The organism is Olivibacter jilunii (genome assembly GCF_900607235.1).
GTDB classification, from domain to species: domain Bacteria; phylum Bacteroidota; class Bacteroidia; order Sphingobacteriales; family Sphingobacteriaceae; genus Olivibacter; species Olivibacter oleidegradans.
In genome coordinates, this window is the sequence record NZ_LR027849.1 from 1,224,313 (window position 1) to 1,249,946 (window position 25,634).

The 25,634-nt window shown below is 40.5% G+C and carries 19 protein-coding genes and 2 tRNA genes; 10 read left to right on the plus strand and 11 right to left on the minus strand.

The window, feature by feature from the left end:
• Positions 1–29: 29 nt before the first annotated feature.
• Both E0E36_RS11270 and E0E36_RS11275 read left to right on the plus strand, forming a co-directional pair.
• Positions 30–623 carry a penicillin-binding protein activator LpoB gene (locus E0E36_RS11270; protein WP_013666902.1) on the plus strand — a complete coding sequence of 198 codons (594 nt, stop codon included), beginning with the start codon at positions 30–32 and terminating at the stop codon, positions 621–623.
• A gap of 21 nt (positions 624–644) precedes the next feature.
• Positions 645–2,081 (plus strand): COG3014 family protein, encoded by a 1,437-nt coding sequence (locus E0E36_RS11275; RefSeq protein WP_041387532.1) that lies wholly within the window; start codon positions 645–647, stop codon positions 2,079–2,081.
• A gap of 20 nt (positions 2,082–2,101) precedes the next feature.
• Here the strand turns inward: E0E36_RS11275 and E0E36_RS11280 are convergent, their stop codons facing one another.
• A complete protein-coding gene (locus tag E0E36_RS11280; protein ID WP_130856013.1) occupies positions 2,102–3,688 on the minus strand; it encodes a peptide chain release factor 3 in 1,587 nt (528 codons plus the stop codon).
• Positions 3,689–3,901: 213 nt separating this feature from the next.
• On the opposite strand from E0E36_RS11280, the gene guaB reads away from it, so the two are divergent.
• From guaB to idi, 7 genes are all read left to right on the plus strand, one after another.
• The gene (guaB, locus tag E0E36_RS11285) at positions 3,902–5,377 is read left to right on the plus strand and encodes an IMP dehydrogenase (RefSeq protein ID WP_013666899.1); all 1,476 of its coding nucleotides are present in this window, start codon (positions 3,902–3,904) and stop codon (positions 5,375–5,377) included.
• Positions 5,378–5,796: 419 nt separating this feature from the next.
• Positions 5,797–7,035 carry a nucleoside permease gene (locus E0E36_RS11290; RefSeq protein WP_013666898.1) on the plus strand — a complete coding sequence of 413 codons (1,239 nt, stop codon included), beginning with the start codon at positions 5,797–5,799 and terminating at the stop codon, positions 7,033–7,035.
• Between the two features lie 85 nt (positions 7,036–7,120).
• On the plus strand, positions 7,121–8,800 hold the full coding sequence (locus tag E0E36_RS11295; protein ID WP_013666897.1) for a GMC oxidoreductase: 1,680 nt from the start codon (positions 7,121–7,123) through the stop codon (positions 8,798–8,800).
• Between the two features lie 18 nt (positions 8,801–8,818).
• A complete protein-coding gene (locus E0E36_RS11300; protein ID WP_013666896.1) occupies positions 8,819–10,276 on the plus strand; it encodes a Gfo/Idh/MocA family protein in 1,458 nt (485 codons plus the stop codon).
• 23 nt (positions 10,277–10,299) lie between these two features.
• Positions 10,300–10,869 carry a gluconate 2-dehydrogenase subunit 3 family protein gene (locus E0E36_RS11305; RefSeq protein ID WP_130856014.1) on the plus strand — a complete coding sequence of 190 codons (570 nt, stop codon included), beginning with the start codon at positions 10,300–10,302 and terminating at the stop codon, positions 10,867–10,869.
• A gap of 101 nt (positions 10,870–10,970) precedes the next feature.
• A complete protein-coding gene (locus E0E36_RS11310) occupies positions 10,971–11,696 on the plus strand; it encodes a tRNA1(Val) (adenine(37)-N6)-methyltransferase (protein WP_013666894.1) in 726 nt (241 codons plus the stop codon).
• A 25-nt stretch (positions 11,697–11,721) separates the two neighbouring features.
• Positions 11,722–12,240, plus strand: a complete 519-nt coding sequence (gene idi / locus E0E36_RS11315; RefSeq protein ID WP_013666893.1) for an isopentenyl-diphosphate Delta-isomerase — start codon at positions 11,722–11,724, stop codon at positions 12,238–12,240.
• A gap of 130 nt (positions 12,241–12,370) precedes the next feature.
• On the opposite strand, the gene E0E36_RS11320 is transcribed toward idi, so the two are convergent.
• Together E0E36_RS11320 and E0E36_RS11325 are read right to left on the minus strand one after the other, a co-directional pair.
• Positions 12,371–12,453 (minus strand) — tRNA-Leu (locus tag E0E36_RS11320).
• A 22-nt stretch (positions 12,454–12,475) separates the two neighbouring features.
• Positions 12,476–12,558, minus strand: a tRNA-Leu gene (locus tag E0E36_RS11325).
• Between the two features lie 215 nt (positions 12,559–12,773).
• On the opposite strand from E0E36_RS11325, the gene E0E36_RS11330 reads away from it, so the two are divergent.
• The gene (locus tag E0E36_RS11330; protein ID WP_130856015.1) at positions 12,774–13,205 is read left to right on the plus strand and encodes a DUF2147 domain-containing protein; all 432 of its coding nucleotides are present in this window, start codon (positions 12,774–12,776) and stop codon (positions 13,203–13,205) included.
• A 67-nt stretch (positions 13,206–13,272) separates the two neighbouring features.
• Here E0E36_RS11330 and E0E36_RS11335 read toward each other — a convergent pair whose 3' ends face one another.
• From E0E36_RS11335 to E0E36_RS11370, 8 genes are all read right to left on the minus strand, one after another.
• Positions 13,273–16,449: an efflux RND transporter permease subunit gene (locus tag E0E36_RS11335; protein ID WP_013666891.1), complete on the minus strand. Its 3,177-nt coding sequence runs from the start codon at positions 16,447–16,449 to the stop codon at positions 13,273–13,275.
• Positions 16,450–16,466: 17 nt separating this feature from the next.
• Positions 16,467–17,639, minus strand: coding sequence for an efflux RND transporter periplasmic adaptor subunit (locus E0E36_RS11340; protein WP_130856016.1), 1,173 nt, complete (start codon positions 17,637–17,639; stop codon positions 16,467–16,469).
• Positions 17,640–17,656: 17 nt separating this feature from the next.
• Complete coding sequence (locus tag E0E36_RS11345; RefSeq protein WP_130856017.1) at positions 17,657–18,988, minus strand: TolC family protein; 1,332 nt, start codon at positions 18,986–18,988, stop codon at positions 17,657–17,659.
• Positions 18,989–19,020: 32 nt separating this feature from the next.
• Positions 19,021–19,593 (minus strand): TetR/AcrR family transcriptional regulator, encoded by a 573-nt coding sequence (locus E0E36_RS11350; protein WP_049795052.1) that lies wholly within the window; start codon positions 19,591–19,593, stop codon positions 19,021–19,023.
• 124 nt (positions 19,594–19,717) lie between these two features.
• Positions 19,718–20,503 (minus strand): enoyl-CoA hydratase/isomerase family protein, encoded by a 786-nt coding sequence (locus E0E36_RS11355; protein WP_130856018.1) that lies wholly within the window; start codon positions 20,501–20,503, stop codon positions 19,718–19,720.
• A 189-nt stretch (positions 20,504–20,692) separates the two neighbouring features.
• Positions 20,693–23,383 (minus strand): TonB-dependent receptor, encoded by a 2,691-nt coding sequence (locus E0E36_RS11360; protein WP_130856019.1) that lies wholly within the window; start codon positions 23,381–23,383, stop codon positions 20,693–20,695.
• 31 nt (positions 23,384–23,414) lie between these two features.
• Entirely contained in the window at positions 23,415–24,305 is an 891-nt protein-coding gene (locus E0E36_RS11365; RefSeq protein ID WP_130856020.1) for a GLPGLI family protein, read from the minus strand.
• A 103-nt stretch (positions 24,306–24,408) separates the two neighbouring features.
• A complete protein-coding gene (locus E0E36_RS11370; RefSeq protein ID WP_130856021.1) occupies positions 24,409–25,632 on the minus strand; it encodes a M56 family metallopeptidase in 1,224 nt (407 codons plus the stop codon).
• Positions 25,633–25,634 lie beyond the last annotated feature (2 nt).

Sequence of the window (25,634 nt, forward strand, 5' to 3'; positions counted from 1 at the left end):
ACTTTTAACTTAAAAAATAAAAAATTAAAATGAAACTTAAGCACTTTTTATTTTCCGCCGCTATAACGGCTGCTTCTTTCACTATATTTTCCTGTGCACGCCAAGTCACTCGTGTAAGTCCCGAAGAAACCATAGATATCAGCGGAAATTGGAATAATACGGATTCGAGGATGGTAGCTGACGAAATGACAAAAACGATTCTTGGAGCGGATTGGTTAGCTGATCATCTAGAAAAGCATGCCGGGAAAAAACCAGTAGTAATTGTAGGTATGATGCAAAATAAAAGCCATGAGCATATTGATGCTGAAACCTTTGTAAAAGATGTAGAAAGAGCTTTTATACAAACACAACGGGTACGCTTAGTTCAGGGAGGGAAGAAGCGCGAAGAGCTAAGAGCAGAAAAGGCCGATCAGCAGGAAAACGCTTCGCTTTCTACCATGAAGAAGTTTGGATTGGAAAATGGTGCTGACTATATACTTCAAGGCTCGATCAACTCTATAGTCGATTCACATAAAAGGCAAAAAGTTGTTTATTATCAGGTAGATTTGGAATTGACCGACATCCAAACAAATGAAGTTGTCTGGATTGGAGATAAAAAAATTGCTAAATACGTTAAAAACTAGTAGTTGAATCATCGTTGCAGTATGAAGAAATATTCTAAACAAATACCAATATCATTAATGGGTTTATTTTTGATGGTATTTGTTTATGGCTGTGCAAGTTATAACGAGCGAGTCGCATCATACTACAAAAAAATCGCAGAAGGTGATTACCTGGCAGCAGAAAAAGATCTCGAAAGGAACTCTTTATTAAAGAAACCCCGTAACAAATTGCTGTACTTAATGGAACTTGGCCGTGTTAGTCAATTAAATGGCAATTATGAGGCTAGTAACCGTTATTTTAACGAAGCAGACAGGTTGCTGGAAATCGGTTTAGGGAACACCCGAGATGCGATAGTTGGAACACTGGTAAATCCAATGACGCAAAACTATAAGGGCGAAGACTTTGAAAAGTTTATGATTCATTATTACAAGGCACTCAATTATATATACCTGAATAATACTGAGGAAGCCATTGTAGAGGCCAGACGCATTAGTTTACAAACGCAGGCGCAAGCAGATAAATACAACGATAAGGCCAATAGATATTCTCAGGACGCTTTCTCCCTTATGTTACAGGGGCTTATTTATGAACGTGACCGGGATGTTAATAATGCCTTTATCGCTTATCGAAATGCGGTAGAAGTGTATCTTAAACAAAAGGACACGATCTATTACGATACCCCCATCCCAACCGGTTTAAAATATGATGTAATGCGAATGGCCTACCTTAATGGTTTCGAATCGGAGCTTCAACGTTTTGAGAAAATTTTCAATATGCCTTACAAACATTACCAAGCAGGTGCGGGAGGAGAACTCGTCTTATTCTGGGAAAACGGCTTGGCACCCATTAAGCAACAAGAGGATTTAGTGTTTTCTTTGGTTAAAGGAAGTAATGGTGATTTTGTATTTACCAATGCAGCGGGAACGATTCTTATTCCAATTGATCATGATGTGTACCGTAATAACAGTACCAGTTTGAACGATGTACATAGTGTGCGGGTGGCCTTTCCTAAATATGTCTCAAAACCAGCTTATTTTACGGACGCTTCGATTAACGTTGACAGTAACCATTTTTATTTTGAAAAAGCGGAAGATATCAACGCATTAGCTGTAGAAACATTAAAACAACGTTTTGGCAAAGAAATGGGAAAAACACTTACCCGTTTAGCCATAAAAAAAGGTGCCGAGTACGCATTAAAGGAAAGCGCAAAAGGTTCCGGAAAAAACGGAAAAGACAATGCATTACTGGAAGGATTAGGTTTCGGCGTTCAATTATACAGTCTACTTTCTGAAAAAGCTGACACACGAAATTGGCAATCCCTCCCGAACCAAATACTTTACACCAGGGTTCCACTAAAATTAGGAGAAAACAAAATCGCCCTCCAACTGAAGAGCAAAGACGGCAATTCCCATACCGATACCCTTACTGTAAAGGGCAACGGCAACTTGCAGTTTTTAAGCTATCCAACGCTACGTTAATTAGCTGAATCAAGCTTAACTTACCACTCACTGGTTTCATGAAACACAACATCGGGATACTCACGCATTGTTGAATCAATATCCCACTTGGAGTTTGAAAGGTACACGGGTCTATTTTCCTTATCAAAAGCAATACGATTGGCCTGAGACCGCATGAGCTTTTCCATCTGATTTTGATCATTGGATGTTATCCAACTTGCTTTTGTGAAACTGATTGCCCTAAAATTACATGACGCACCATACTCATGAAGTAAGCGAAATTTAATCACTTCAAACTGAAGCTCACCCACCGTACCAACAAACTTTCTGCTTCCCAGATTTTGCGTAAAAAGCTGCGCCACACCCTCATCCACAAGCTGCGTAATTCCTTTTTCCAATTGCTTCGTTTTCATCGGGTCCATGTTTTCCAGCTCTTTAAAAATTTCCGGAGAAAAGCTTGGAATACCCAAATACTTTAACGTTTCGCCCTCAGTCAATGTATCGCCAATTTTAAAGTTACCAGCATCATATAATCCGATTACGTCACCGGGCCAAGCTTCTTCAACCAAACTCTTGGCATCGGCCATAAAGCTTGTAGGGGACGCAAATTTTAATTTTTTATTGGATCGGATATGTTGATAAAATTTATTACGTTCGAATTTTCCGGAGCATACGCGACAAAAAGCAATACGATCCCGATGGTTTGGGTCTAAATTGGCATGTATTTTAAACACAAAGCCTGTAAATTTTTCTTCGTTGGGCTGCACGGTCCTTTTATCTGTCTCTCGCGCTTGCGGCTCCGGTGCTATTTCTACAAACGTGTCCAATAACTCTTCAATACCGAAGTTATTGATTGCACTTCCGAAAAAGACAGGAGCCAAATAACCTGATCGATAAAGCGTCAAATCAAAAGGTTCATACACGCCTTCTACTAACTCAACCTCATCGCGTAATTTTCTCGCGGCTTTATCCCCCAGTTGTCGCTCAAGTTCAATACTCGACAGATCTTCAACTTCGATAAAGTCGTCAGCGATATTCATTTTATTTTCAGCGCTGAACAATTTTAGCTGTTTTTTGTAAAGATGATAAACACCCGCAAAGGTACTACCAATTCCAATGGGCCAACTAAGTGGGCGGGTAGAAATGTTTAGCTCCTTTTCGATTTCTTCCAATAGGTCGAAAGGGTCCTTGCCTTCACGATCCATTTTATTGATAAAAACCATTACAGGGATATGCCGCATTCTACAAACACTCATTAGCTTCCGTGTTTGTTCTTCAACTCCTTTAACACAATCAATCACCAAAATGACCGAATCAACCGCAGTGAGCGTTCGGTAGGTATCTTCTGCAAAGTCTTTATGACCGGGCGTGTCCAGTATATTTATTTTTCGGTCTTTGTAATTAAACCCCATCACTGAGGTGGCAACCGAGATACCCCGTTGTTTTTCAATTTCCATAAAGTCAGAGGTTGCTGTTTTCTCCGCTTTATTTCTTTTGACCGTGCCAGCTTTCTGTATAGCTCCTCCAAACAACAATAGTTTTTCAGTCAACGTCGTTTTACCAGCATCCGGGTGACTAATGATCCCAAAGATTCTTCGTTTATTTATCTCTATTTGCAAGTTGCTCATCGTTAACAGCGAAATTTAAAGGGGGCAAAGGTAAGGAATATATCGGTAAATATAGCGTTGGATTTTAGCAATACGCAATAGTAATGGATCTCCGAAACTTCCAGTTCAGCACAAAATTACTTTGTATTTACAAAAAGACCGACATTATACGTATAGATTTGAAAAAAAATCGTACTTTTGCCTGGCAAATAGTAACCCCTATACATATTTGCCATGCAATTAGATCCAGAAAAATTTGTAGCTGAAGGTCTCACCTACGACGATGTATTATTAATTCCTGCTTACTCCGAAGTATTGCCCCGTGATGTGGATACAAGTACGCAGCTAACGAAAAAGATCAGACTAAATATTCCTTTGATTTCTGCGGCCATGGATACGGTTACTGAGGCAGAACTAGCAATCGCTCTTGCCCAAGCAGGCGGTATCGGTATATTACATAAGAATATGACCAAGGAGGCACAAGCTCATGAGGTGCGTAAAGTAAAGCGATCGGAAAGCGGAATGATCCAAGATCCGGTAACTTTGAATGAAGCAGCGCTTGTTAAAGATGCTTTTACCATCATGAAAGATAATAAAATAGGAGGGATACCGGTCGTTGATGGCGAGAAAAAATTGGTCGGGATTGTTACAAATCGCGATCTACGTTTCCAAAAAGATATGGAAAGACCCATTAGCGAGTTAATGACCAAAGACAATCTAGTAGTAGCCCCCATAGGTACTAACCTTGTTAAAGCGGAAGAGATACTCCAAAACTATAAAATAGAAAAATTACCGGTGGTGGATGGCGAAGGGAAGCTTGTCGGCCTGATTACCTTCAAGGATATTCAGAAATTTAAACATTATCCAAACGCCGCGAAGGATGAGCATGGCCGCCTACTTGTCGGCGCAGCCGTTGGTGTTGCGGCAGATAATTTGGAACGCGTAGCCGAACTTGTTAAAGCCGGTGTAGATGTGATTACCGTAGACACCGCCCATGGTCACTCCAAAGGAGTGATAGATATGGTAAAAAGTGTCAAAAAATTATATCCCGATCTACAAGTAATAGCAGGCAACATAGCCACGGCTGAAGCAGCGATCGCTTTAGCTGATGCAGGCGCCGATGCCGTCAAAGTTGGCATTGGCCCGGGGTCTATCTGTACCACGCGTATTGTTGCGGGCGTTGGTGTACCTCAACTATATGCAGTTTTTGAATGTGCCAAAGCACTTAGAGGACGGAACATCCCGGTAATAGCAGACGGCGGAATCAAGCAAACGGGCGACATCGTAAAGGCAATTGCTGCAGGAGCAAGCACCATCATGGCCGGATCCTTATTTGCCGGGGTAGAAGAGTCTCCGGGAGAAACCATTATCTATGAAGGCCGAAAATTTAAGTCGTATAGAGGAATGGGATCAGTCGATGCGATGGCAAAAGGCTCAAAGGATAGATATTTTCAAGACGAAACAGATGTGGTCACTAAACTGGTTCCCGAAGGAATTGTCGGTCGGGTTCCTTATAAAGGCACCCTTGCAGAGATTGTTTATCAATATATCGGTGGGTTACGAGCCGGCATGCACTACTGCGGCGCTGCAACCATCGAACAGCTACAAGGTGCAAAATTTGTAAAAATAAGTGCTGCCAGTATGCGCGAAAGTCATCCACATGATATAACGATCACAAAGGAGGCTCCGAATTACAATAGCAGACAATAATAAAAAACGATTTAGCAATAAATAATGACCTGAGGCGTCTACCTGCCTCAGGTTTTTTATTGCCAGCCACTTTATATAACCAAATTGTTAATAAAAAATCCGCAGTGTAGAAACACCCCCTTAGTGTATTTTGTACAAGCTGATTATCAACAAGTTCTGCTAAAACCTTCATTATTAACAATAAATCCAACGCTTTTGTCGTTTCAATAAAGTTCAAATAAATTTTACAAGCATTTTGGTTTTTTTAAAAATTCGACTACATTTAGTAAATTTTAGCTGAAACATTTCTACCATAAAGTAGGGAAGGTGTTAAATAAAATAACCAGTAAAGCTAACAGAGACTGTTTAAAACCAACAATTTAAATGATAAGAATTAAATATTTTATTAACGCAACCAGAATCTTATACTAACCCACCTTATGAACACTATTACTCGTGCAAAATTGTCATTCATGATGTTTCTGGAATTTTTTATCTGGGGAGCATGGTTCGTGACCTTAGGAACATTTCTAAATATTAACTTAAATGCATCTGGACTGGAAAGCGCCAATGTCTTTTCCACACAATCTTTTGGTGCCATCATTGCACCTTTTATTATTGGTTTAATTGCCGACCGCTACTTTAATGCTGAACGGATTCTCGGTGTACTTCATTTAATCGGTGCCTTTTTGATGTACCAAATGTATAGTGCCCCTGATGTCAGTGTATTTTATCCCTACGTACTGGCGTATATGATCGGCTATATGCCTACCTTGGCGTTGGTAAACTCCGTTTCGTTCCGCCAAATGCAAAATCCTGAAAAAGAATTCTCTTCTATTCGTGTTTGGGGTACAATTGGTTGGATCATTGCAGGCCTAGTTATCAGCTATGTATTCCATTGGGACTCGGGTGATAATTTGAAAGCAGGCGCCTTGAAAAACACCTTTTTAATGGCCGGAATAGCGTCTTTAGTTTTGGGGCTATATAGTTTTATCCTTCCTAAAACTCCTCCGGTTGCACGCGAAGCAGGTGAAAAAAGCAGTATCTCGGAGATTTTAGGTTTAGACGCACTAAAACTCCTCAACAAAAAAGACTTTCTGATATTTTTTATTTCGGCTATTCTTATTTGTATTCCCCTGGCCTTCTATTACCAGAATGCGAATCCATTCCTATCAGATATTGGTTTACCAAATCCAACCGGTAAAATGGCTATTGGCCAGATATCGGAAGCATTCTTCCTACTGCTTCTTCCAGTTTTTTTTAGCCGTTTTGGATTTAAAAAAACCATTTTGTTCGGAATGCTGGCGTGGGCGATAAGGTATGCTTTATTTGCATATGGCAACGCTAATGAACTTTCGTTCATGCTTATTATCGGTATTGCACTTCATGGAATATGTTACGACTTTTTCTTTGTTTCCGGTCAAATTTATACCGATGCTCGCGCAGGCGAAAAGTATAAATCATCCGCTCAAGGACTGGTTACATTAGCAACCTATGGAGTGGGAATGCTTATCGGTTTTTGGGTGGCAGGCTTTGTCACAGAACATTATAAAGCAGCAGCGGTGGATAATTTATGGCAACATGTCTGGATCGTACCGGCATCGATAGCCGCTATAATATTTGTATTATTTGCACTTTTCTTTAAAGAAAAGAAAGAGATCCATGCAATCAGTGAATAACTTATTAAAATAAACATGGACTTACCAGGCAAAGAAATAGCACATTACTAACGAATACTAAAACGACAAATAAACTAAATCAATTATGGCAGATAATGTATATGATGCGATAGTAATCGGATCAGGTATCAGCGGAGGCTGGGCAGCCAAAGAATTAACAGAGAAAGGGCTCAAAACAATTATGTTGGAGCGCGGCAGGAACATCGAACACATAAAGGATTACGAAAGCCCCAATAAGAACCCTTGGGATTTCCCTCACCGCGGTGGCAGAACGCAAAAAATGATTGAAGATTATCCGGTATTGAAGAGGGATTATCCCCTCAACGAAACGAATTTAAATTATTGGGTAAACGAAAAAGAAAGCCCGTACGTTGAGATAAAACGATTCGACTGGTATAGGGGTTATCACGTAGGTGGACGCTCATTAATGTGGGGCCGCCAAAGCTATCGTTGGAGCGATCTTGATTTCGAAGCGAATTTGAAAGATGGAATAGCGGTCGACTGGCCAATAAGATATAAGGATATTGCGCCGTGGTATAGCTATGCCGAAAAATTTGCGGGTATCAGTGGAAATCGGGATGGATTGGCCGTGTTGCCTGATGGTGACTTTATGCCGCCGATGGAAATGAACGTGGTAGAAAAGGATGTTGCCGCACGGATTAAACAGCATTTTGGTGGAAAAAGACATTTTATTATTGGTCGTACAGCGAATATCACGGTTCCGCACAATGGACGCGTAAATTGCCAATACCAGAATAAATGTTGGTTAGGATGTAATTTTGGCGCTTATTTCAGCACGCAGTCCGCAACGTTACCAGCCGCTGTAAAAACAGGTAATTTAACGGTTAGACCTTGGTCAATTGTAACTAAAATCATCTATGATAAAGATACTAAAAAGGCCAAAGGTGTAGAGGTGCTGGATGCGCAGAACAATCAGACATACGAATATTTTGCTAAGATCATCTTTGTAAATGCGTCCGCACTAAATTCTGCTTGGGTATTAATGAACTCAGCAACAGATGTTTGGGAAGGCGGGCTTGGAAGCAGCAGCGGTGAATTGGGACATAATGTGATGGACCACCATTTAGGTGTTGGAGCTAGTGGAAGAGTCGAAGGCTTCGAAGATAAATATTATTTTGGGCGCAGAGCAAATGGTTTATACATCCCTCGCTTCCAAAACGTCGATGGTGATAAGAGAGATTACTTACGAGGATTTGGCTATCAAGGTGGTGCCAGTAGACAAGGGTGGAGTAGGAATGTCGCTGAAATGAATATTGGTGCTGACTTCAAAGATGAATTATGTGAACCTGGATCATGGACAATTGGTTTCGGTGGATTCGGTGAAATATTACCTTATCATGAAAACAAAATCACGTTGGATAAGGAGAAAAAAGATAAGTGGGGTCTTCCTGTACTGGCGTTCGACGTAGAAATTAAAGAGAATGAACTAAAAATGCGTAAGGACATGGCCGAAGAGGCAAAAGCAATGCTGGAAGCCGTTGGTGTAAAGGATGTCTTTACCTACGATCGCGAGTATGGTTTCGGTCAGGGAATCCATGAAATGGGAACAGCACGCATGGGTAGAGATCCTAAAACTTCCGTATTGAACGGAAATAATCAAGTATGGGATGCTCCTAACGTTTTTGTAACAGATGGTGCTTGTATGACCTCTGCGGCTTGCGTGAATCCTTCGCTTACGTATATGGCTTTAACTGCACGTGCCGCTGACTTTGCTGTGAAGGAGTTGAAAAAGGGAAATATTTAACAACCAATTTATTTAATCATGTCTGATACTAATAAAAATAACAAATCACAAACAAATGAATCCAGAAGGAGCTTTATAAAAGCCGGTGCTTTAGCAGCGGCTGGATTTATGATTGTTCCTAGACACGTTTTAGGAGGATCCGGTTTTATTGCGCCAAGCGATAAACTACAGGTTGCAGGTATTGGTGTAGGTGGTAAAGGATCAAGTGATATCAATGCTTTTTTTGAGAGCGGAAAAGCGGATATCGCCTTTTTATGTGACGTAGATGATAGAAGAGCTGCAGGGTCTGTAAAAAAATTCCCGAAGGCAAAATACTACAAAGATTATAGGGAAATGCTTGACAAAGAGCATAAGCATATAGACGCTGTTTCTGTATCAACTCCCGATCATAATCATGCTATTCAGGCACTCGCAGCCATGCAGTTGGGAAAACACGTATATGTTCAAAAACCGTTAACTCATGATGTTTGGGAAGCGCGCGTATTAACCGATGCTGCAAAGAAATATAAGGTAGTAACTCAAATGGGTAATCAAGGAGCCTCAAATGACGGCCCAAGGCAAGCCCGCGAATGGTATGAGGCCGGAATTATCGGTGATGTGCATACGGTATACTGCTGGACAGACAGACCGGTATGGCCTTCTGGAATTCAGTGGCCTACACAAAAGGCTGAAATTCCTAAAGAATTAAATTGGGATCTTTGGTTAGGCACCGCACCTCAAAAGGATTATGTGGATAAATTGGTTCCATTTAACTGGCGTGGATGGTGGGATTACGGAACCGGTGCATTGGGAGACATGGGCTGTCACTTACTAGAGCTACCATTCAGCGTATTGGGTCTTAGTTATGTACAAGATGTTCAGGCAAGTGTAGGTACCGTATATGTAGATGAATTTAAACGAGGGTATTTCCCTGAGAGTTGTCCTCCTTCAAGTCATGCTACGCTTACCTTCCCGAAAGGCACTAGAACCAACGGGCCCGTAACATTACATTGGATGGACGGGGGTATTCAACCGGAAAGACCCGAGGAGCTGGAACCTAATGAGATTTATGGCGATGGTGGAAACGGAATTCTATTGATCGGTACCAAAGGAAAAATTCTAGCCGACACTTACGGAAAAAATGCACGTCTTCTTCCAACGTCAAAAACAGCAACTGTCAATGTACCAAAGAAGTACGATCGCGTTGTCGGTCAAGAGGGAGGACATTATGCGCAATGGGTGGAGTCTTGTATCGCCGGGTACGGAAAGAAACCGGTGAGCTCACCCTTTGAAATTGCCGGACCACTTACCGAGGCTTTGCTAATGGCTAATTTAGCAATTAGAGGTGCCGACTTGCGCATCAATAATCAATATCCGGGCCGCAACATTAAATTGGTTTGGGATAACAATGCGATGAAGGTGACGAACTTTGACGAAGTGAATCAATTCGTTAAACGAAACTACCGTTCAGGCTGGGATGTAAAATACACAATATAAAAACCGTTAAATAAACTAAAGATATGAATAGAAGAGAAGCCTTGACCCGAGTAGCTTGGATAATGGGAGGCACTGTAATCGGTGCTAATCTCTTTCTTGAGGGCTGTACTCGCCCTGCATCGAAAGATGTAGAAAGCTTATTCAAAGAGGATCAAATAGACTATTTAGGTGATATTGCCGAAACCATTTTACCTAAAACATCCAGCCCGGGTGCAAAAGAGGCGGGCGTGGGTGCATTTATACCAGTAATGGTGCGCGACTGCTACACCAAAGAAGATCAAAAAGTATTTCTAGAAGGATTGGGAAAACTGGAAGATGCTTCAAAAGCTAAATACAGTAAGAAATTCCAGGAATTATCTAAAGAAGAACGCACCAGCTTGCTGACCGAAATTGATAAGGAAGCAAAAGAATACGGGAAGAACAAAAAAGAGGGGGATGCTAACCACTACTTTAGCATGATTAAGCAACTTACCTTACTGGGTTTCTTTACCTCTGAATTAGGAGCTACCAAAGCCCTAAGATATGTTAAAATACCAGGTCGTTACGATGGTAATTTACCTTATAAAAAGGGAGATAAGGCCTGGGCAACCTAGAATTAGTAAGCGCGAAAATAGAGAGCAACCCTCAACAGGTTGCTCTTTTTTATGTCGTACCGTTGGAGAATACTTTTTACTGGAGTAAATAATAATGCCTTATGGATACCAAATCACCCGTCCTATTTAGATTCAAGCAATTTCATGTAGAACAAACCAATGCTACCATGAAAATAAATACGGATGGCGTATTGTTAGGAGCCTTGGCTGACCATCCGTCACCCAACCGGATATTGGATATCGGATCAGGTACGGGAGTGATAGCAATGATGATGGCACAGCGGTTTCCACATGCTATAATTGACGCCGTTGAAAAAGATGAATTAGCAGCACAGTTATCGGATAAAAACTTTAAGAATTCTATTTTTTTCAATCGAATTCGAGCGCATTGTACGCTTTTTCAAGAGTTTGCCCCACCAGCGTTATACGACTTGATTGTTAGTAATCCACCCTTTTTTTTGAACGCACTTCAAAATCCTGATAAGCGAAAGTCCATTGCTAGACACACAGATGCATCCTTTTATCGCGAATTGATACAAAAAGCTTGGAGTTGGCTCAATGATGGCGGACAGTTACAACTTGTCCTCCCACCAGTCATCAGCACTAGTGTCCGGGAATATGCGGATAAGTTAACAGATTTTCATCCTGCTAAAGCAATCCATATAAAGTCATTTGAAAGCGAAGACGCCTTCAGACAAATTATATGTCTAAGAAAGGGGGAGCGAATGCAACCCAATGAAGATACGATCTTTACAATATATAAAGAAAGGGGTATATACTCCAACGCTTATAAAGAACTTTTGAAACCTTTTTTTGTTAATTTTTAATGCGTTAAACTTAGATACAGGGCCAATGAAAGAAGTTATATTAGTTAATGAGCAGGATGAAGCAGTCGGTAAAATGGAAAAGCTGGAAGCGCATCAAAAGGGTTTATTACATCGAGCCTTTAGCATTTTTGTTTTTAATACCGCAGGCGAACTGCTTTTACAAAGAAGGGCTTTGAATAAATATCATAGCGGGGGCTTATGGACAAATACTTGCTGTAGCCATCCTTTACCAAATGAAGATACACTTATCGCCGCTCAAAACAGATTACAAGAGGAGATGGGATTTCAAACGACACTGAGACCCCTCTTTTCCTTTTTATATAAAACGTCTTTTCACAATGGCTTAGTTGAACACGAATTCGATCATGTTTATGTAGGTGAGTTTAGTGGAGAAATTATACCAAATAGGGAAGAAGTTATGGATTACCAATGGATCGCTTATCAAAATCTTGAACAAATGATTAAGTCAAGCCCGGACGCTTTCACTTTTTGGTTTTTGGAAGTATACGAACGTGTTTTTAAGGAGTATAACAAAAAAAGCTAACTTCTCAACCAGCCCCATGTAGCATAGCACGCGGTGCCTAAGTCTTTACGTTAAAAAGGCACGCTCAAGTTAACTCGGCGCGCCTTCTTAATGTAAAGCCCTTGCGAAAGCAAGCGTACTATAAGAGCTGTGCGGAAGAGCAGATTCGAACTGCCACGCCCTTAGGGCGCCACCCCCTCAAGATGGTGCGTCTACCAATTTCGCCACTTCCGCATAATCAAACTACGATCATTTGTGCCCAGGGAGGGACTCGAACCCTCAAGAGCCGAGCTCAACGGCTTCTGAGACCGCAACGTTTACCAATTTCGCCACCTGGGCGTGGCTGCAAATATAGTACTTGTATTTGGTTCAAAAAATTTTTCTTATCATCAAATTCACTAAATTTCGTAAGAAACTCTTTCACAAAGTATTATTTTTTTAAGGATGGAAAACAAATAGGAGACTATACAGTTAATCCGTAAAGAGATGATTACTATGCATGCATAATTTATGTAGAATATTACTATATTTATCCTAGACTAAAATGCTAAATCATGAAAAATCTAACATTATTTGCGGTATTCATGCTACTGGTAAGTAGTGTCTTTGCCCAAAATCACAATGGAATATTAGGAAAGTGGCAAAACCCAAGCGGTGAAGGAAGGATCGAGATAACAAAAAAGGGAGAAAAATACTACGGAACCCTATATTGGCTAAAGCAACCCAATGATGAAAACGGCCAGCCTAAAAAAGATAAAAAGAATCCGGACGAGACAAAAAGATCGAGAACCATACAAGGAAGCCAAATATTGGAAGGCTTTACCGCTAAAGAGAACGGTTTATACGATGGGGGGACGATATATGATCCAAAATCGGGCAAAACATATAGTTGTAAAATGACCTTAAAAGGTGACAAGCTCGATATTCGCGGTTTTGTTGGTTTAAGCCTATTAGGTCGAACAGAAACATGGACGCGCGTAAAGTAGATGCAACTATTAAAAAAGAAAAGGGCCTCATGTAAAAATGAGGCCCTTTTCTTTAGGAGACCGATTTTTAATCTTCGGAGTGAAGCATGTCTTTGTGATCGTCTGGGTTATAGTTAGCTTGTAATTCGGCCAACTTCTTTTTTCCGTAAGCCAAACGCGTAATCAAAACAAACAATACCGGCACAAAGAAGATGGCTAATAGCGTGGCTGCCAACATTCCGCCAAATACGGTCCAACCGATAGTTTGGCGTGATACGGCACCTGCGCCGCTCGATAACATCAATGGTATAATACCTAATATAAAAGCCATAGACGTCATCACAATCGGGCGTAACCTTAACTTGACAGCATCAATGGTTGCGGCAATTAGTTCCATTCCCATATCGACCCTTTCTTTGGCAAATTCCACAATTAAGATAGCGTTCTTCGCCGCTAAACCAATCAAGGTGACCAAACCAATTTGAGCATAGATATTATTATCCAGCTTGGGGAGGAAGGTAAGCGCAAGAATCGCTCCGAACACTCCAACAGGCACCGACATCAAGATAGAAAACGGAACCGACCAGCTTTCATAAAGTGCCGCCAGTAACAGGAAAACGAAAATAATACAAAGCGCAAATATCATGACTGTCTTATTTCCCGACTCAAGTTCCTGCAAACTTAAACCTGCAAAGCTGTAGGTGTAACCCGTAGGGAGCGTTTGAGCAGCAACTTCTTTTAATGCATTCAAAGCGTCACCACTACTGTAGCCAGGTGCTGCATTACCACTGACCTCTATAGCACGAAAGATGTTAAAGTGATTGATAATTGACGGATTCTCAACAACTTTATAATCTACCAAGGTCCCGAGCGGAACCGACGTCCCTTTCGTGTTTTTCACATACAGATTATTGATATCTTCGATATGTTTTCTGAAGTTCGTATCGGCTTGGGTTACAACACGGAACGTACGTCCATACAATACAAAGTCGTTAATATAGCTACTACCGAAATAAGCCGATATAGTTCCGTAAACTGAATTAATCGGAACCCCCATCTTCTTTGCTTGCTCTCTATTTACTTCTACACGATAGTTGGGTGTTTTGGTATTAAATAGCGAATAGGCCATGGCTATTTCGGGACGTTGGTTAGCCGCCATCAAGAATTTACCGACAACACCCTCAAAGGCTTTGATATCGCCTGCTTGCTGTTCTTCAATCTCCATAGTAAAACCGCCCGTAGTACCCAAACCTGGGATAGGAGGGGGAGCAACGGCTATTAAGCTACCTTTGGTATTGGCCATATATTTTCCCATCAACTGTCCTGTTATTTCGGTAACAGAACGATGGCGTTCCTCCCATGGCTTCAACTGTACAAAACAAGTCGCCGCACTCGATTTAAAAGCCCGGTTCAGGATATTGATACCGGAGATCGCAGTGATATTTTGTACCTCAGGAACCTCCTTTTGTATATACTTGGTAATTTCGTCCAAGTATTCGTTTGTTCGAGCTGCAGAAGCGCCTTCGGGTAGGGAAATCCCCATAAAGAAAACACCGGCATCCTCTTGCGGTATAAAACCGCTCGGCTTGGCTGTAAATAAGCCGTAGGTCCCCACAAAGATACAAATAAGTAAAATCATCACTAACGGCGTCTTCTTGATGCACCATTGCACGCCCCTTGAGTACTTTTGTGTAACACGATGGAACCAAGAGTTGAACAAATAGAATATGCGATCCAATCCTTTCGAATCCTTATCCAATTTCATTGGCTTTAACATTAATGAGCATAAGGCAGGTGTAAGGGAAAGGGCGATAAAAGCAGACAATAAAACCGAAACGGCAATAGTGATCGCAAACTGTTGATACAATTTACCCACCATGCCCGGTATAAAGCCCACCGGCACAAACACCGCTGCCAATATCAAAGCGATCGCAATAACAGGTGCAGTAATATCCTTCATCGCTTTCTGGGTAGCCTCTTTAGCCGAAAGGTGTTCATTGTCGATATAATGTTGCACAGCCTCCACCACCACAATCGCGTCATCCACCACAATACCGATCGCCAATACAAACGCCAACATTGTTAACGTGTTCACCGAAAAACCTAAAAGAATGAAGAAAATAAATGTACCAACAATAGATACCGGAATTGCTAACACCGGAATCAGAGTAGCTCGCCAGCTTTGAAGGAAAACAAATACCACGATGGTTACGAGCACCAATGCTTCTACCAGTGTATGAATCACGGAGCTAATGGATGCTTTTACCATTGAGATCGTTTCATAAGAAATCACATAATCCACGTCATCGGGGAATGATTTCTTAAGAGTTTCCAATGCCTGTTGAATACCCTCTGCAGTTTCTACTGCATTACCACCAGGCATTTGATTAATCATCATCATGGATGCAACCTGCCCATTCACCTTCGAGGATGTACTATAAGCAAACTCGCCCAATTCAATACGGGCCACGTCTCGTAGATAAACTAAAGACCCATCCGCATTGGTTTTAACGATGATATTTTCGAACTGCTCCGGTGTAATCAAATCGCCGTCAAGAATCACGTTAAATTCGAAAGCTTGAGAAGACGATTGCGGTTTCGCTCCGACACTACCACCCGGTATCCGTAGATTCTGCTCTTGGATAGCGGCGCTGACGTCTGCGGGTGTTAAGCTTAATCGCGACAATTTATCGGCGTCCAACCAAACGCGCATACTGAACGGTTGACCAAACGCTTGCACATCACCAACACCAGCTACACGTAAAAGTGCGTCTTTTACATAGATTTGAATGTAGTTTGACAGGAATTTTTCATCATGTGTTCCTTTTGGAGACACCAAACCTGCAACCATCAATATATCGTTATTAGCTTTCCGGGTAATAATTCCCAGACGCCTAACAGCTTCGGGGAGAGCCGGCTCGGCAATACCAACCCGGTTTTGGACATCCAGTGTCGCTATATCTATATCGGTACCTACGTCAAATGTTACAGTGATAGATGAACGACCGTCTGACGTACTATTTGATTGCAAATAGGTCATGCCCGGCGTACCGTTAATTTGACTCTCAATTGGTGTCGTTACAGTTTGCTCTACCGTGGCCGCATCAGCCCCTGTATAAGTACCTGTAACGGTAACGGTAGGAGGCGCCACATCCGGATACTGGCTAATAGGAAGCGTAGTAATCGCAATTGCTCCTATAAGAACTATTAATACAGAGATGACAATTGCGGTTACCGGCCTTTTTATAAATACTTCAGATATCATGTTTCGCTTATTATAAACTATTTCTTACTTGAACCTTGTCCCTGACCTTGCGGAGCTTGTGCTTCCATTTTGCTTTGATCTACTACTTTCGCTCCAGGTTGAAGATTTTGTGTTCCTTCCACAACGATTTGCTGACCCGCCTGCAGCCCCTCATTGATCACTACCTTGTCAGCGATTTTTTGTCCCAATTTCACAGGTTGTTGTATAACGGTACTGCTATCCGTTACTACATAAACTTTAAACTCGCCGAGTTGCTCAATCACAGCCTGATACGGAATAATTGGCATCTTTGTAGTTGAATTTGCTGCTACCAACACATTAGCATTCATTCCTGCTCTCAAAACATTACTTGGATTGTCAAAAGTTGCCCTTACTGTAATAGTTCCTGTCGACGGATCAACAGCCCGATCAATAGCGGTCACTCTGCCCGGTTTTTCATAAGTGTTATTTCCTGATAACTGGAGCGTAATAACCGAATCTTTCAGGGATGCAGCGCTATTGCTCTGTAAGTCCACAAACTGTTTGATATCCCTTTCATTAACAGCGAAATCTACAGCAATTGGGTTGGTGGACGAAATGGTGTTAATAAGTGTTGTACCTGCGGATACCAAGGCTCCAGTACGTACCTGAGAAATACCAATCGTTCCATTGAAAGGGGCCCGAATAACGGAACGCTCTAAATCTGTGCTTGCTGAAGTTAATGCTGCTCTAGCAGACATAACCTGTGCTTGTGCATTATTTAAATCGGTCATTGCATAATCCAATGTCTGCTTGGCAATCGCATCTTGTTCAGCCAATCGCTTATAACGCTCCACGTCTCTATTTACCTTATTTAAATTAGCTTCTGCAATCGCTAAGTTTGCTTTTGCTTGTTCCTGGGCCGCTTGATAACGTGTACGATCAATCTCATATAATTTTTGTCCCTTCGTTACAGTTGCACCATCCGGTACCAATATCGCTGTAATATAACCATTCACTTCCGCTCGCAATTCGGTTTGGTTAAGTGCTACTACAGTTCCCGGGAAATTATTGATTCCTTTCACAATTTCCTCAGGAACGGAGGCTATAGCCACTGGAACAGGTCCACCGGCACCAGGTCGTTGTTGGCCTTGCTGATTCTTATTGCCACAGGAAGATAATACCAAACTTCCAGATAAAACGGCTAAAAAATGTATTAAATTTCTATTCATGTTATTTCGATTTATTGCTATTTATAAGAGATATTACCAAGGGCCTGTTGTACATCTAATTTACCCGATAGAACGGCGTATAAGGCATTTAAATAATTTATTTGTGTTGTACGTAGGTCTGTTTCAGCGGTCATTAAATCTAAGTAAGTTTTAATTCCCTCATCATATTGCAGTTTGATGGTATTATAAACTTCCTTTGAAAGTTCCACGTTTTCCTTGGCTGTCTTCCAGTCATTTAAATTTGCCTTATAAGTAGCCAATGCTTGCTGATGCTGTGTATTGATTTGATTTCTCAAATTAGTAATATCCCAATCGATACGCTTTTCCTGTAACTTTGATTTCCTGATTTCCTGTATACGTTTTGTCCCTTGAAAAATAGGAAAAGAAAGTGTTACACCAAGTACCGAACGCGGATAATCAACATCATAAAGGCTAGATAACCCGTTGTTGGTGCGCCAGTCCCAAGCATAATTGTAAAAAGCTGATAAATTAGGCAAAAAAGTCCATTTATTATATTGGGTATTGATTTGTTGCAAACGCTGCTGAGTTAGCAATTGTTGAAATTCAATGCGTCTTTCAAATTGCAGAAGTTGGGTGGTGTCAACCAACATTTCGTTTTCCATCGTCTTTCCATCGTACGATAAATCCAAAGGTTGGTTAACGTCAACGCCAATCATCTCTTTTAAATAGGCATATTTATACTTAAGCATTTCCACCGTACGCTTTCTTTCTGCTTCGGTATTGCTCAAAGTAATTTGTGCTCTCTTATAGTCCGTTTTATCAACAAGCCCGGTCTCATAACGAGCATTCGCATCCGCTAACTGCTTTTTCGTTCTCGCTATATTCTCATCAATAATTTTTATCTGTTCTTCACTGGTCAATACATCATAAAAAGCCTTACTAACAGCCACTGTAATGTTAATCCGACTGTTTTCGGTATTTTGTGCATTCTGTAACTTCACATACCGAGCAGCTTTGGATGCCTGTAACAACGATGGATCCAGAATCTTCTGATCTGCCTGAAGTACTACCGCGGAAGTATGTTTCTGGCCAAATTGAATTACCTGATCTCCGATTACGTTTGTCGGAATTTTAACATTATAATTATAAGAAGCGTTAGCGCTTATTTGTGGAAACCAGCCGGATAATGCAGATGCTATATCTCTCTTGCCAATTTCTTCGTCGATCAAGGCCTGCTGAACGCTTGCCTGATTCTTCAAAGCAAAATCAATACACTCCTGCAAAGTGGCATTTTGCGAAATGCTATTATTAACTTGCGCGGTATCTTGTGCCTTGGCGCTAAAACCCGTAAGCAACAAAACCAATAAACTTAAATAGGTATACTTCATATGTTATTTATAAACTATCTATAGGTAATTAACTATATTTTAAGACCGTCCCACATGATGGAAGCCATGGCCTTTAATTCACTCTCTGTAAAATTGTGGTAACCGTTATTCTGCTTCTTAGCGGCGATTATTAATCCTCCCATAAATACCGAACTCACAATATGAATTCCATATTTTTTTAAGAAGCCGGCTTCCATTCCGCTCGTAAAAAAACTAGAGAAATTATCCTCATAGAACTGACTTTCCGTCGACTGCACAATGCGTTGAAAAGGACTGGAATAAAATTGCTCCATAAACGACAGCACCTTTGGATATTTCACAAAATATTGAAACAAATTGATCCATATACTTTTAAATCGTTCACTGTAATTATCCATTGAGCGATCTTTTATCCTAAAAATTTCATGCGAGATGCTATCTCTTACATAATCAAATAATTCCAGAATAATCGCATCCTTCGAGTCAAAGTAATGATAAATCGTACCTGCCGCAACTCCCGCTTTTTTTGACAACATACTCATCGGAACCCCGAGCAAGCCGTGCTCTTCAATCAATTCAAGCATGTTATCTAATATAACCTGCTTCTTCTCTGACGTATTTTCCAATTCAATCGAACGTTTATTCGGGAGCAAAAGTACTAATTATTTGTTACCTCGATATTACACTAAAAATAAGTACCGAAATATGATATTGATTTTACAATTGGTAATAAGCCCTACAACAACGCATTTAGCGGGCTTTATTGTCAAACTTAATTTTATTTATGGCTTCTTTTGTTTGTGTGTCTACAATTAGTTTGCCGCTTATTTCGGCTTGAGATAGCAACAATGAATCCCAATGTTTGGTTTCATTCCAAAGGTATTTTTTTATTTCGCAAAGCGCTATGAATGAATAATCAGCTAATTGCTTGCAAAAATTTTCCACTGTGCTATCTAATGCTTCTATATCGTCTAATACGGATTGGTACAATCCTCGTTCAGCGGCCCAGTACGCGCTCTTAAAGCTTAATGGATTAAAAGCTAATTCGGTAAATGCACTTAGTCCGACCTTCCGCTGTACTGCAGGCGCTATAACAAAGGGGCCTATCCCGATCGATAGCTCACTCAGTTTTACAGAAGCATCTTTCGTAGCAAAACAATAATCGCATGCAGCGGCTAAACCAACTGCTCCTCCTATCGCTTTTCCTTGAATCCGACCAATAACCGGTTGTCGAGCTAAACGGATAGCATTAATTACCTTGGCAAAACCGGAAAAGAAAAGCTTTCCTTCTTCTTCGCTTTTAATGGTCAATAGCTCATCGAAATTGGCGCCGGCACAAAATGTCTTTTCTCCTTCGCTTTTTAACACGATGACATGAATGGACTCGTTTTTTCCGAACTTATCAATCGATTGGGCCAACTGGTTAAGAAGGGAAGAGGGGAGTGCGTTATGATTAGGATGGTAAAAGCTTATGGTAGCGATCTTGCCATTTATAACGCTTGTAATCGTTCCCGACTCGCTTTTTAATTTGCTCATATCTTTAGATTTACGATGACATGGATTTTATTAATTTATTAACAGTAAACGCGTTTACTGTTTCCAACAGCCGAATAACAAAGTAAAGAAATAGGTCGGTAGAAACCAAAAGTAGTTATGGGCTCCCATAGCAATTCCGTCCTTATTTCTTGGAAATCAGGTTATAATATCGACAGATGTCGGACACTACTAGAAATTAAACGAATATTTGAAAACTGCCATTCTCCCCCTTAAGTCGTAAAGACTGTACCAGATATTATTGGCATTTATATGATAGCTTTCATAACCCCTCACATTAGCCAGATTTGTCAGATTTAATTCAAGATCCGACTTCAGTTTAACAAGCTTTAAACGAAAATTGGCATCCATGAAAAAATAGGTTAGCCTATTATTTTGCTTGATGGATTGATAACGGCCTGCTATATTAACAAACAGATTTTTACCAATATAGAACACGAATTGCACGTGCTGATCATCGTATTGCATATATTGTTCGGGCAAAACAGACGTGATTCCATTCGTTATTACTTTGCTGCTCAACCACGTTCTTGTCGCCCGATAATTAAAAGAGACCCAGCTCCATAAACGAGCTTCAAAATTCGGACTTAAGGAAAAAGTTCGGTTATTATAGGGAAATAGCTCATTGTTTATTATTTGATTATAGCGTGTAGTGCTCCAAGAAGCCCGAATTTTCGCCGCAGACCCTAAAGCAAAGATAAACTTACTAATTTCTATATGCGTATTCAGTGTACTTACATTGTTTTCAAGCGGCAGTAGTACGGTTTGGGATATATTTTGATTTACCACATTAGACGCAATCGTATTGGCTATTGATTTGTTCCAATTTAAGCCTGCATTCATAAAGAGCATCGCAATACTCCTTTGGAAATTATATTGCAATCCCACGTTGTGGCTACTCCGCTCCTGCAGACCGGCATTATTGACCTGTATAGTTCGGTAATTGGTTAGAATCGCTCCACGGTAGATACCGCCTATGTTACCCATGTGATTCGAATAAGTGTAATTGGTAGAAAGGTAATCTTCCTGGTTGACCATCCACTTTAATCGCAAAGCAGGGTTAAACAATAATTGATATTGATTACGCACAAGCATAAAGTAGGGGTCTTTGTATCCAATCCGTTGACCGGCAAGTGGAAGAGCGAGCGAAGTTTCCCATCTTCGTGCTTTATATTCGTAGTTAGCTTCCGCATAGAGCCTATGTCGGCTCCATTGCAAGTCATTGTCTTTACTCCCGGCAAAAGCGAGTGTTCGACCGTCATCCTGATTCAGCCGCAATACCGATTCCAAATGCTGTAACTCATTCAAAACACCTAGCCTATAATGCTGCTTGACTTTATTTTTTACTAAACCATAACTTAATGATAGACGGTTAAACCAGGTTGGTGTTTGTACAGATTGAGTGGTCGACTGATAAGCAACACTATCGTTTAATATCGGCGCATTTACACCCGGTTGTAAGAACAACTGTTGGGGTAGATTGGAGTAATTGACGTACCAAGTAAGCTGAATTACGTTTCTATTATGCAATTCAGGAATATATTCCAAACGATTCGAAAGATCTCGGACTTTGCTTGTTAAACGTAGGTTTAAGGCAGCACCATTATTGAACATATTCGCGTCGGCGCGATCGCCCGAATAAGAAAAACGTAGTTCATTCTTAAAATAATGGCTTTTTTTATTGGCTTCTGCACTTAAAGTAAAGTCGGCCAGAAAAGGATGTCGAAACAAAGCTTGTCGCTCACTGTAATGAATAGTATCTTCACCTAAATAAGTATCGCTCAAACCATTATAATTCAGTTGATTCCGATCCACCAATATATTAATAGTTGACTTAAGCTGTAATCCATTTCTAAGATTCAGCAGGTTATTGGCATTAACGGCCACTGACTCATTTAAATAGTAACGCGGCTTTGGTAAATTCGGAGTTCCGACTGTACCTGTGGATAATAGGGCATCCGGACGCTCATTTCCTATCGTGGATAATATAACAGATCGATTAAAAGCCGTAAAATCCAATGATAGATCCTCTCCGATATTATTTCCTTTCATCACATTAAGCATCTTATATTTCTTATTAAATAAGATGCCGTTTATTTCACTATCGTATTGGGGCGGTAAACCAAGACCAAGCTTGGCCTGTCCCGTCATTTTGAGCTTAACGTCCTCTTTAATTACCAAATTCAGTGCTACCTGATCACTCGATACTTTATTCTGGAGTATTTTAATGGGTTGATGATTCTGCATAACTTCAACATTCTTCACCATACCATGGGGGATCGTTTTTGATCCGATAACGTAACGGTCGGCAAGAAGGTCATCTCCGTCGATGTACAGACTGGAAATACTTTTTCCGTTGTACTTGATTTCGCCGTTGTCCGCGACTTCTATACCAGGTAGGCGCTTTAAGACTTCTCCGATAGAGCGATCCTCGCCTTTCGCAAAATTGCTCACCTGATAGCTCAGGGTATCGCCTCGACGCCGAATCGAGGGTTTGCTTTTTACTTCTACCTGAGAAAGATCGATTGTTTGCTCTTCTAATATAATCTTATAAAAATCTTGCCCATTTAACGATAAACGAACCTGCTTATAACCAAGATGGCGTATTTCTAAGACCAAATGATTGTTGTTCGCGGTATCAGGCAAGGCAATCATGAAATTCCCTTGAGCATCACTTGTTTTAAAACTGACAACACGGTTATCCCTGTTTTTAATAACAACATTGGCGTAAGCGACATCCTTCCCATCTTTTGTTTGCAACCGGCCCTGAACCGCTTGTTTCTGGGCAGATAACAAAAAAGGAAAAATCAATAAAAGAAAGGTAGTTAAGCTTACTTCCCATGGATATATCTTCGAAACCATGAAAAAGAACTGGACAGCCCGAGTCACTCATTTATTTTGTTAATTCGATCGGATTATTGTCAGTGTTAGAAACTCCTCCGGCATTTTTGTTCACATTGATGGATTTAATTTTACCGGGATCTATTGAACTAAATGCATCCTCTTTTTTAGGTAATCCGCTGATTACATTCGCTGCATTGGAGCGCCCTCCTTGTCCCTGCACATCCATAAACGTCTGCCTGTTTTCTTTAAATGCTTTTAACAAACGATCTAACGCCTCTTGATTTGTTTCAATATAATCGGTTGTTGTTCCTATCTGTAAATTTACATGGTCCAATTTCTCAAACCCAACAAAATGGAATACCACTTCCTTTTTGCTATCAGCCACATCAAGAATTAATCCAGGTAAACCATGCAACTTCCAAGGACCAAAAGAAAAAGGCAATTCCGGCGAAAACCAAGCGGTATAGGTTCTACCTTTAAATGATACGGTAGCTTTCTGACAATTATATCCTCCAATTGTTAGGGTATCGTCACTAATTTTCCAATCTAATTGGGGATAAGGTTCATCTAAAATATACTGGTTTTGCATCAGCCGATATATTCTTTTCAGTGTCTGTGTATTGGACACAAAATAGAACGACTCATTGGTAGAACTCCCTTTGCTCACCAAGTTGATATTACCGTCAAAAGAGGGGTTGGCAACCTGCTCTTCCATTTGTCTGTTGATTTCCTCTTCTGCGTTTGACGTAAAGAAAGACCGGTTAATGCCGGCATAAAGTACCATCTCTTCTTCTTTCGGATGATCCCTATTAGCAGTATCGTTCACATGAATAAACTGATAACGTGCCCGTGCCAACACTGGTTCTGTTTCCTGTGCGTTCACTTTCACTATGAAGAAAAAACATACGACTCCTACATACCATAATTTGAGGTGCTTCATAATTTCATATTTATATTTTGCTAGTAACCTTAATTCAGGAAATCACCAAGGTCAACAGACGGCCTTTAACATATTTTCTTCGTGTAATCGCATCCAATATAGCTTACTTGTATTTCGTTGTGATCAATATAACTCCATTTTTGCCCATGCTACCATACATAGCTGTCGCCGCGCGATCTTTTAGGACGTTAATACTTGCTATGTCATTTGGATTGATTGCATTAATATCTTCGCCTTCTTTCAAGACGACACCATCAAGCACCAACAAAGGTTGCACTTGGTTTTTTGATCTGATAGTCAGCATTTTTGCTTTTTTCCTTCCATTTTGGAATGCTAGTTTCGGAAGCTCCTTGGGGCGATCTTTTTCTTGAATTGCCGTACCTAACGTTTCTTCTTTTTCATGTTTATTGCCCGCGTTCGGTGTGACATGTGATAAACCGGCATTAATCAACTTACCATCTTCTTGATAAGCTTTGCTGATCGTAAACACCATCGCTGAAATAGTAATTGCAGGTACAATAAACACATACTTGCTGAGATGCAGTTGTGAAGATTTCTTTTTGTTCATCATCGCAATTCTTCGTTTTAAGGCGTTAAAATTGAAATGATTGCTAAGCTCCGGAGAAATAGTTCGACTGTTAAGATTAACAAGACTATATTGGTATTTTTTCTTGTCTACGCCGCTTTGGAGAACTTTATGGTCTGTTAAAAATTCTAAATTTTCTTTTATGGCCGAACGGGTCAACCAAATAATTGGATTAAACCAGCAGCATAGGCTAGCGATCTCTACAAGTAGCACATCAATGGTATGCAACTGTTTTACATGCTCTATTTCATGCTTCAGGATTTCTCTTAAATCACGTTCTGTGTGAAGCGATTTATTTAGATAAATGGATTTCCAAAAAGAAAAGGGAGGGATGTCTAGCCATACTTGACGATACCGACAGCTTTCAAAAATGGCGACCGTTGATTTTTGATGAATCTTCGATAAACTAAACAATCGGAGAAGGAACCTCAAGGTTAGCAAAGCAACTACAGACGAAAATAACAAGGTAATAATATTCCATAAATCTACTTTGGGCGGTATGATAGACAGGAGATCGTCCCAAGTCATTATTTGCATTTCACTCCTTCCTGCAGAATTTTCTTTAGCAAAAAACATAGAAAGATCAACGAGCGGATACAAGGCAGAAAACAGGAGTCCCATGATAAAATAACATCTATTCAGAAGGTAAAAAGTTAGCTTCCGTAAGAACAGGTAGTAACCTCCGTAAAATAAGGCAATTGATAAATTAACCTTTAATAAATAATCAATCCATTCAGGCATAG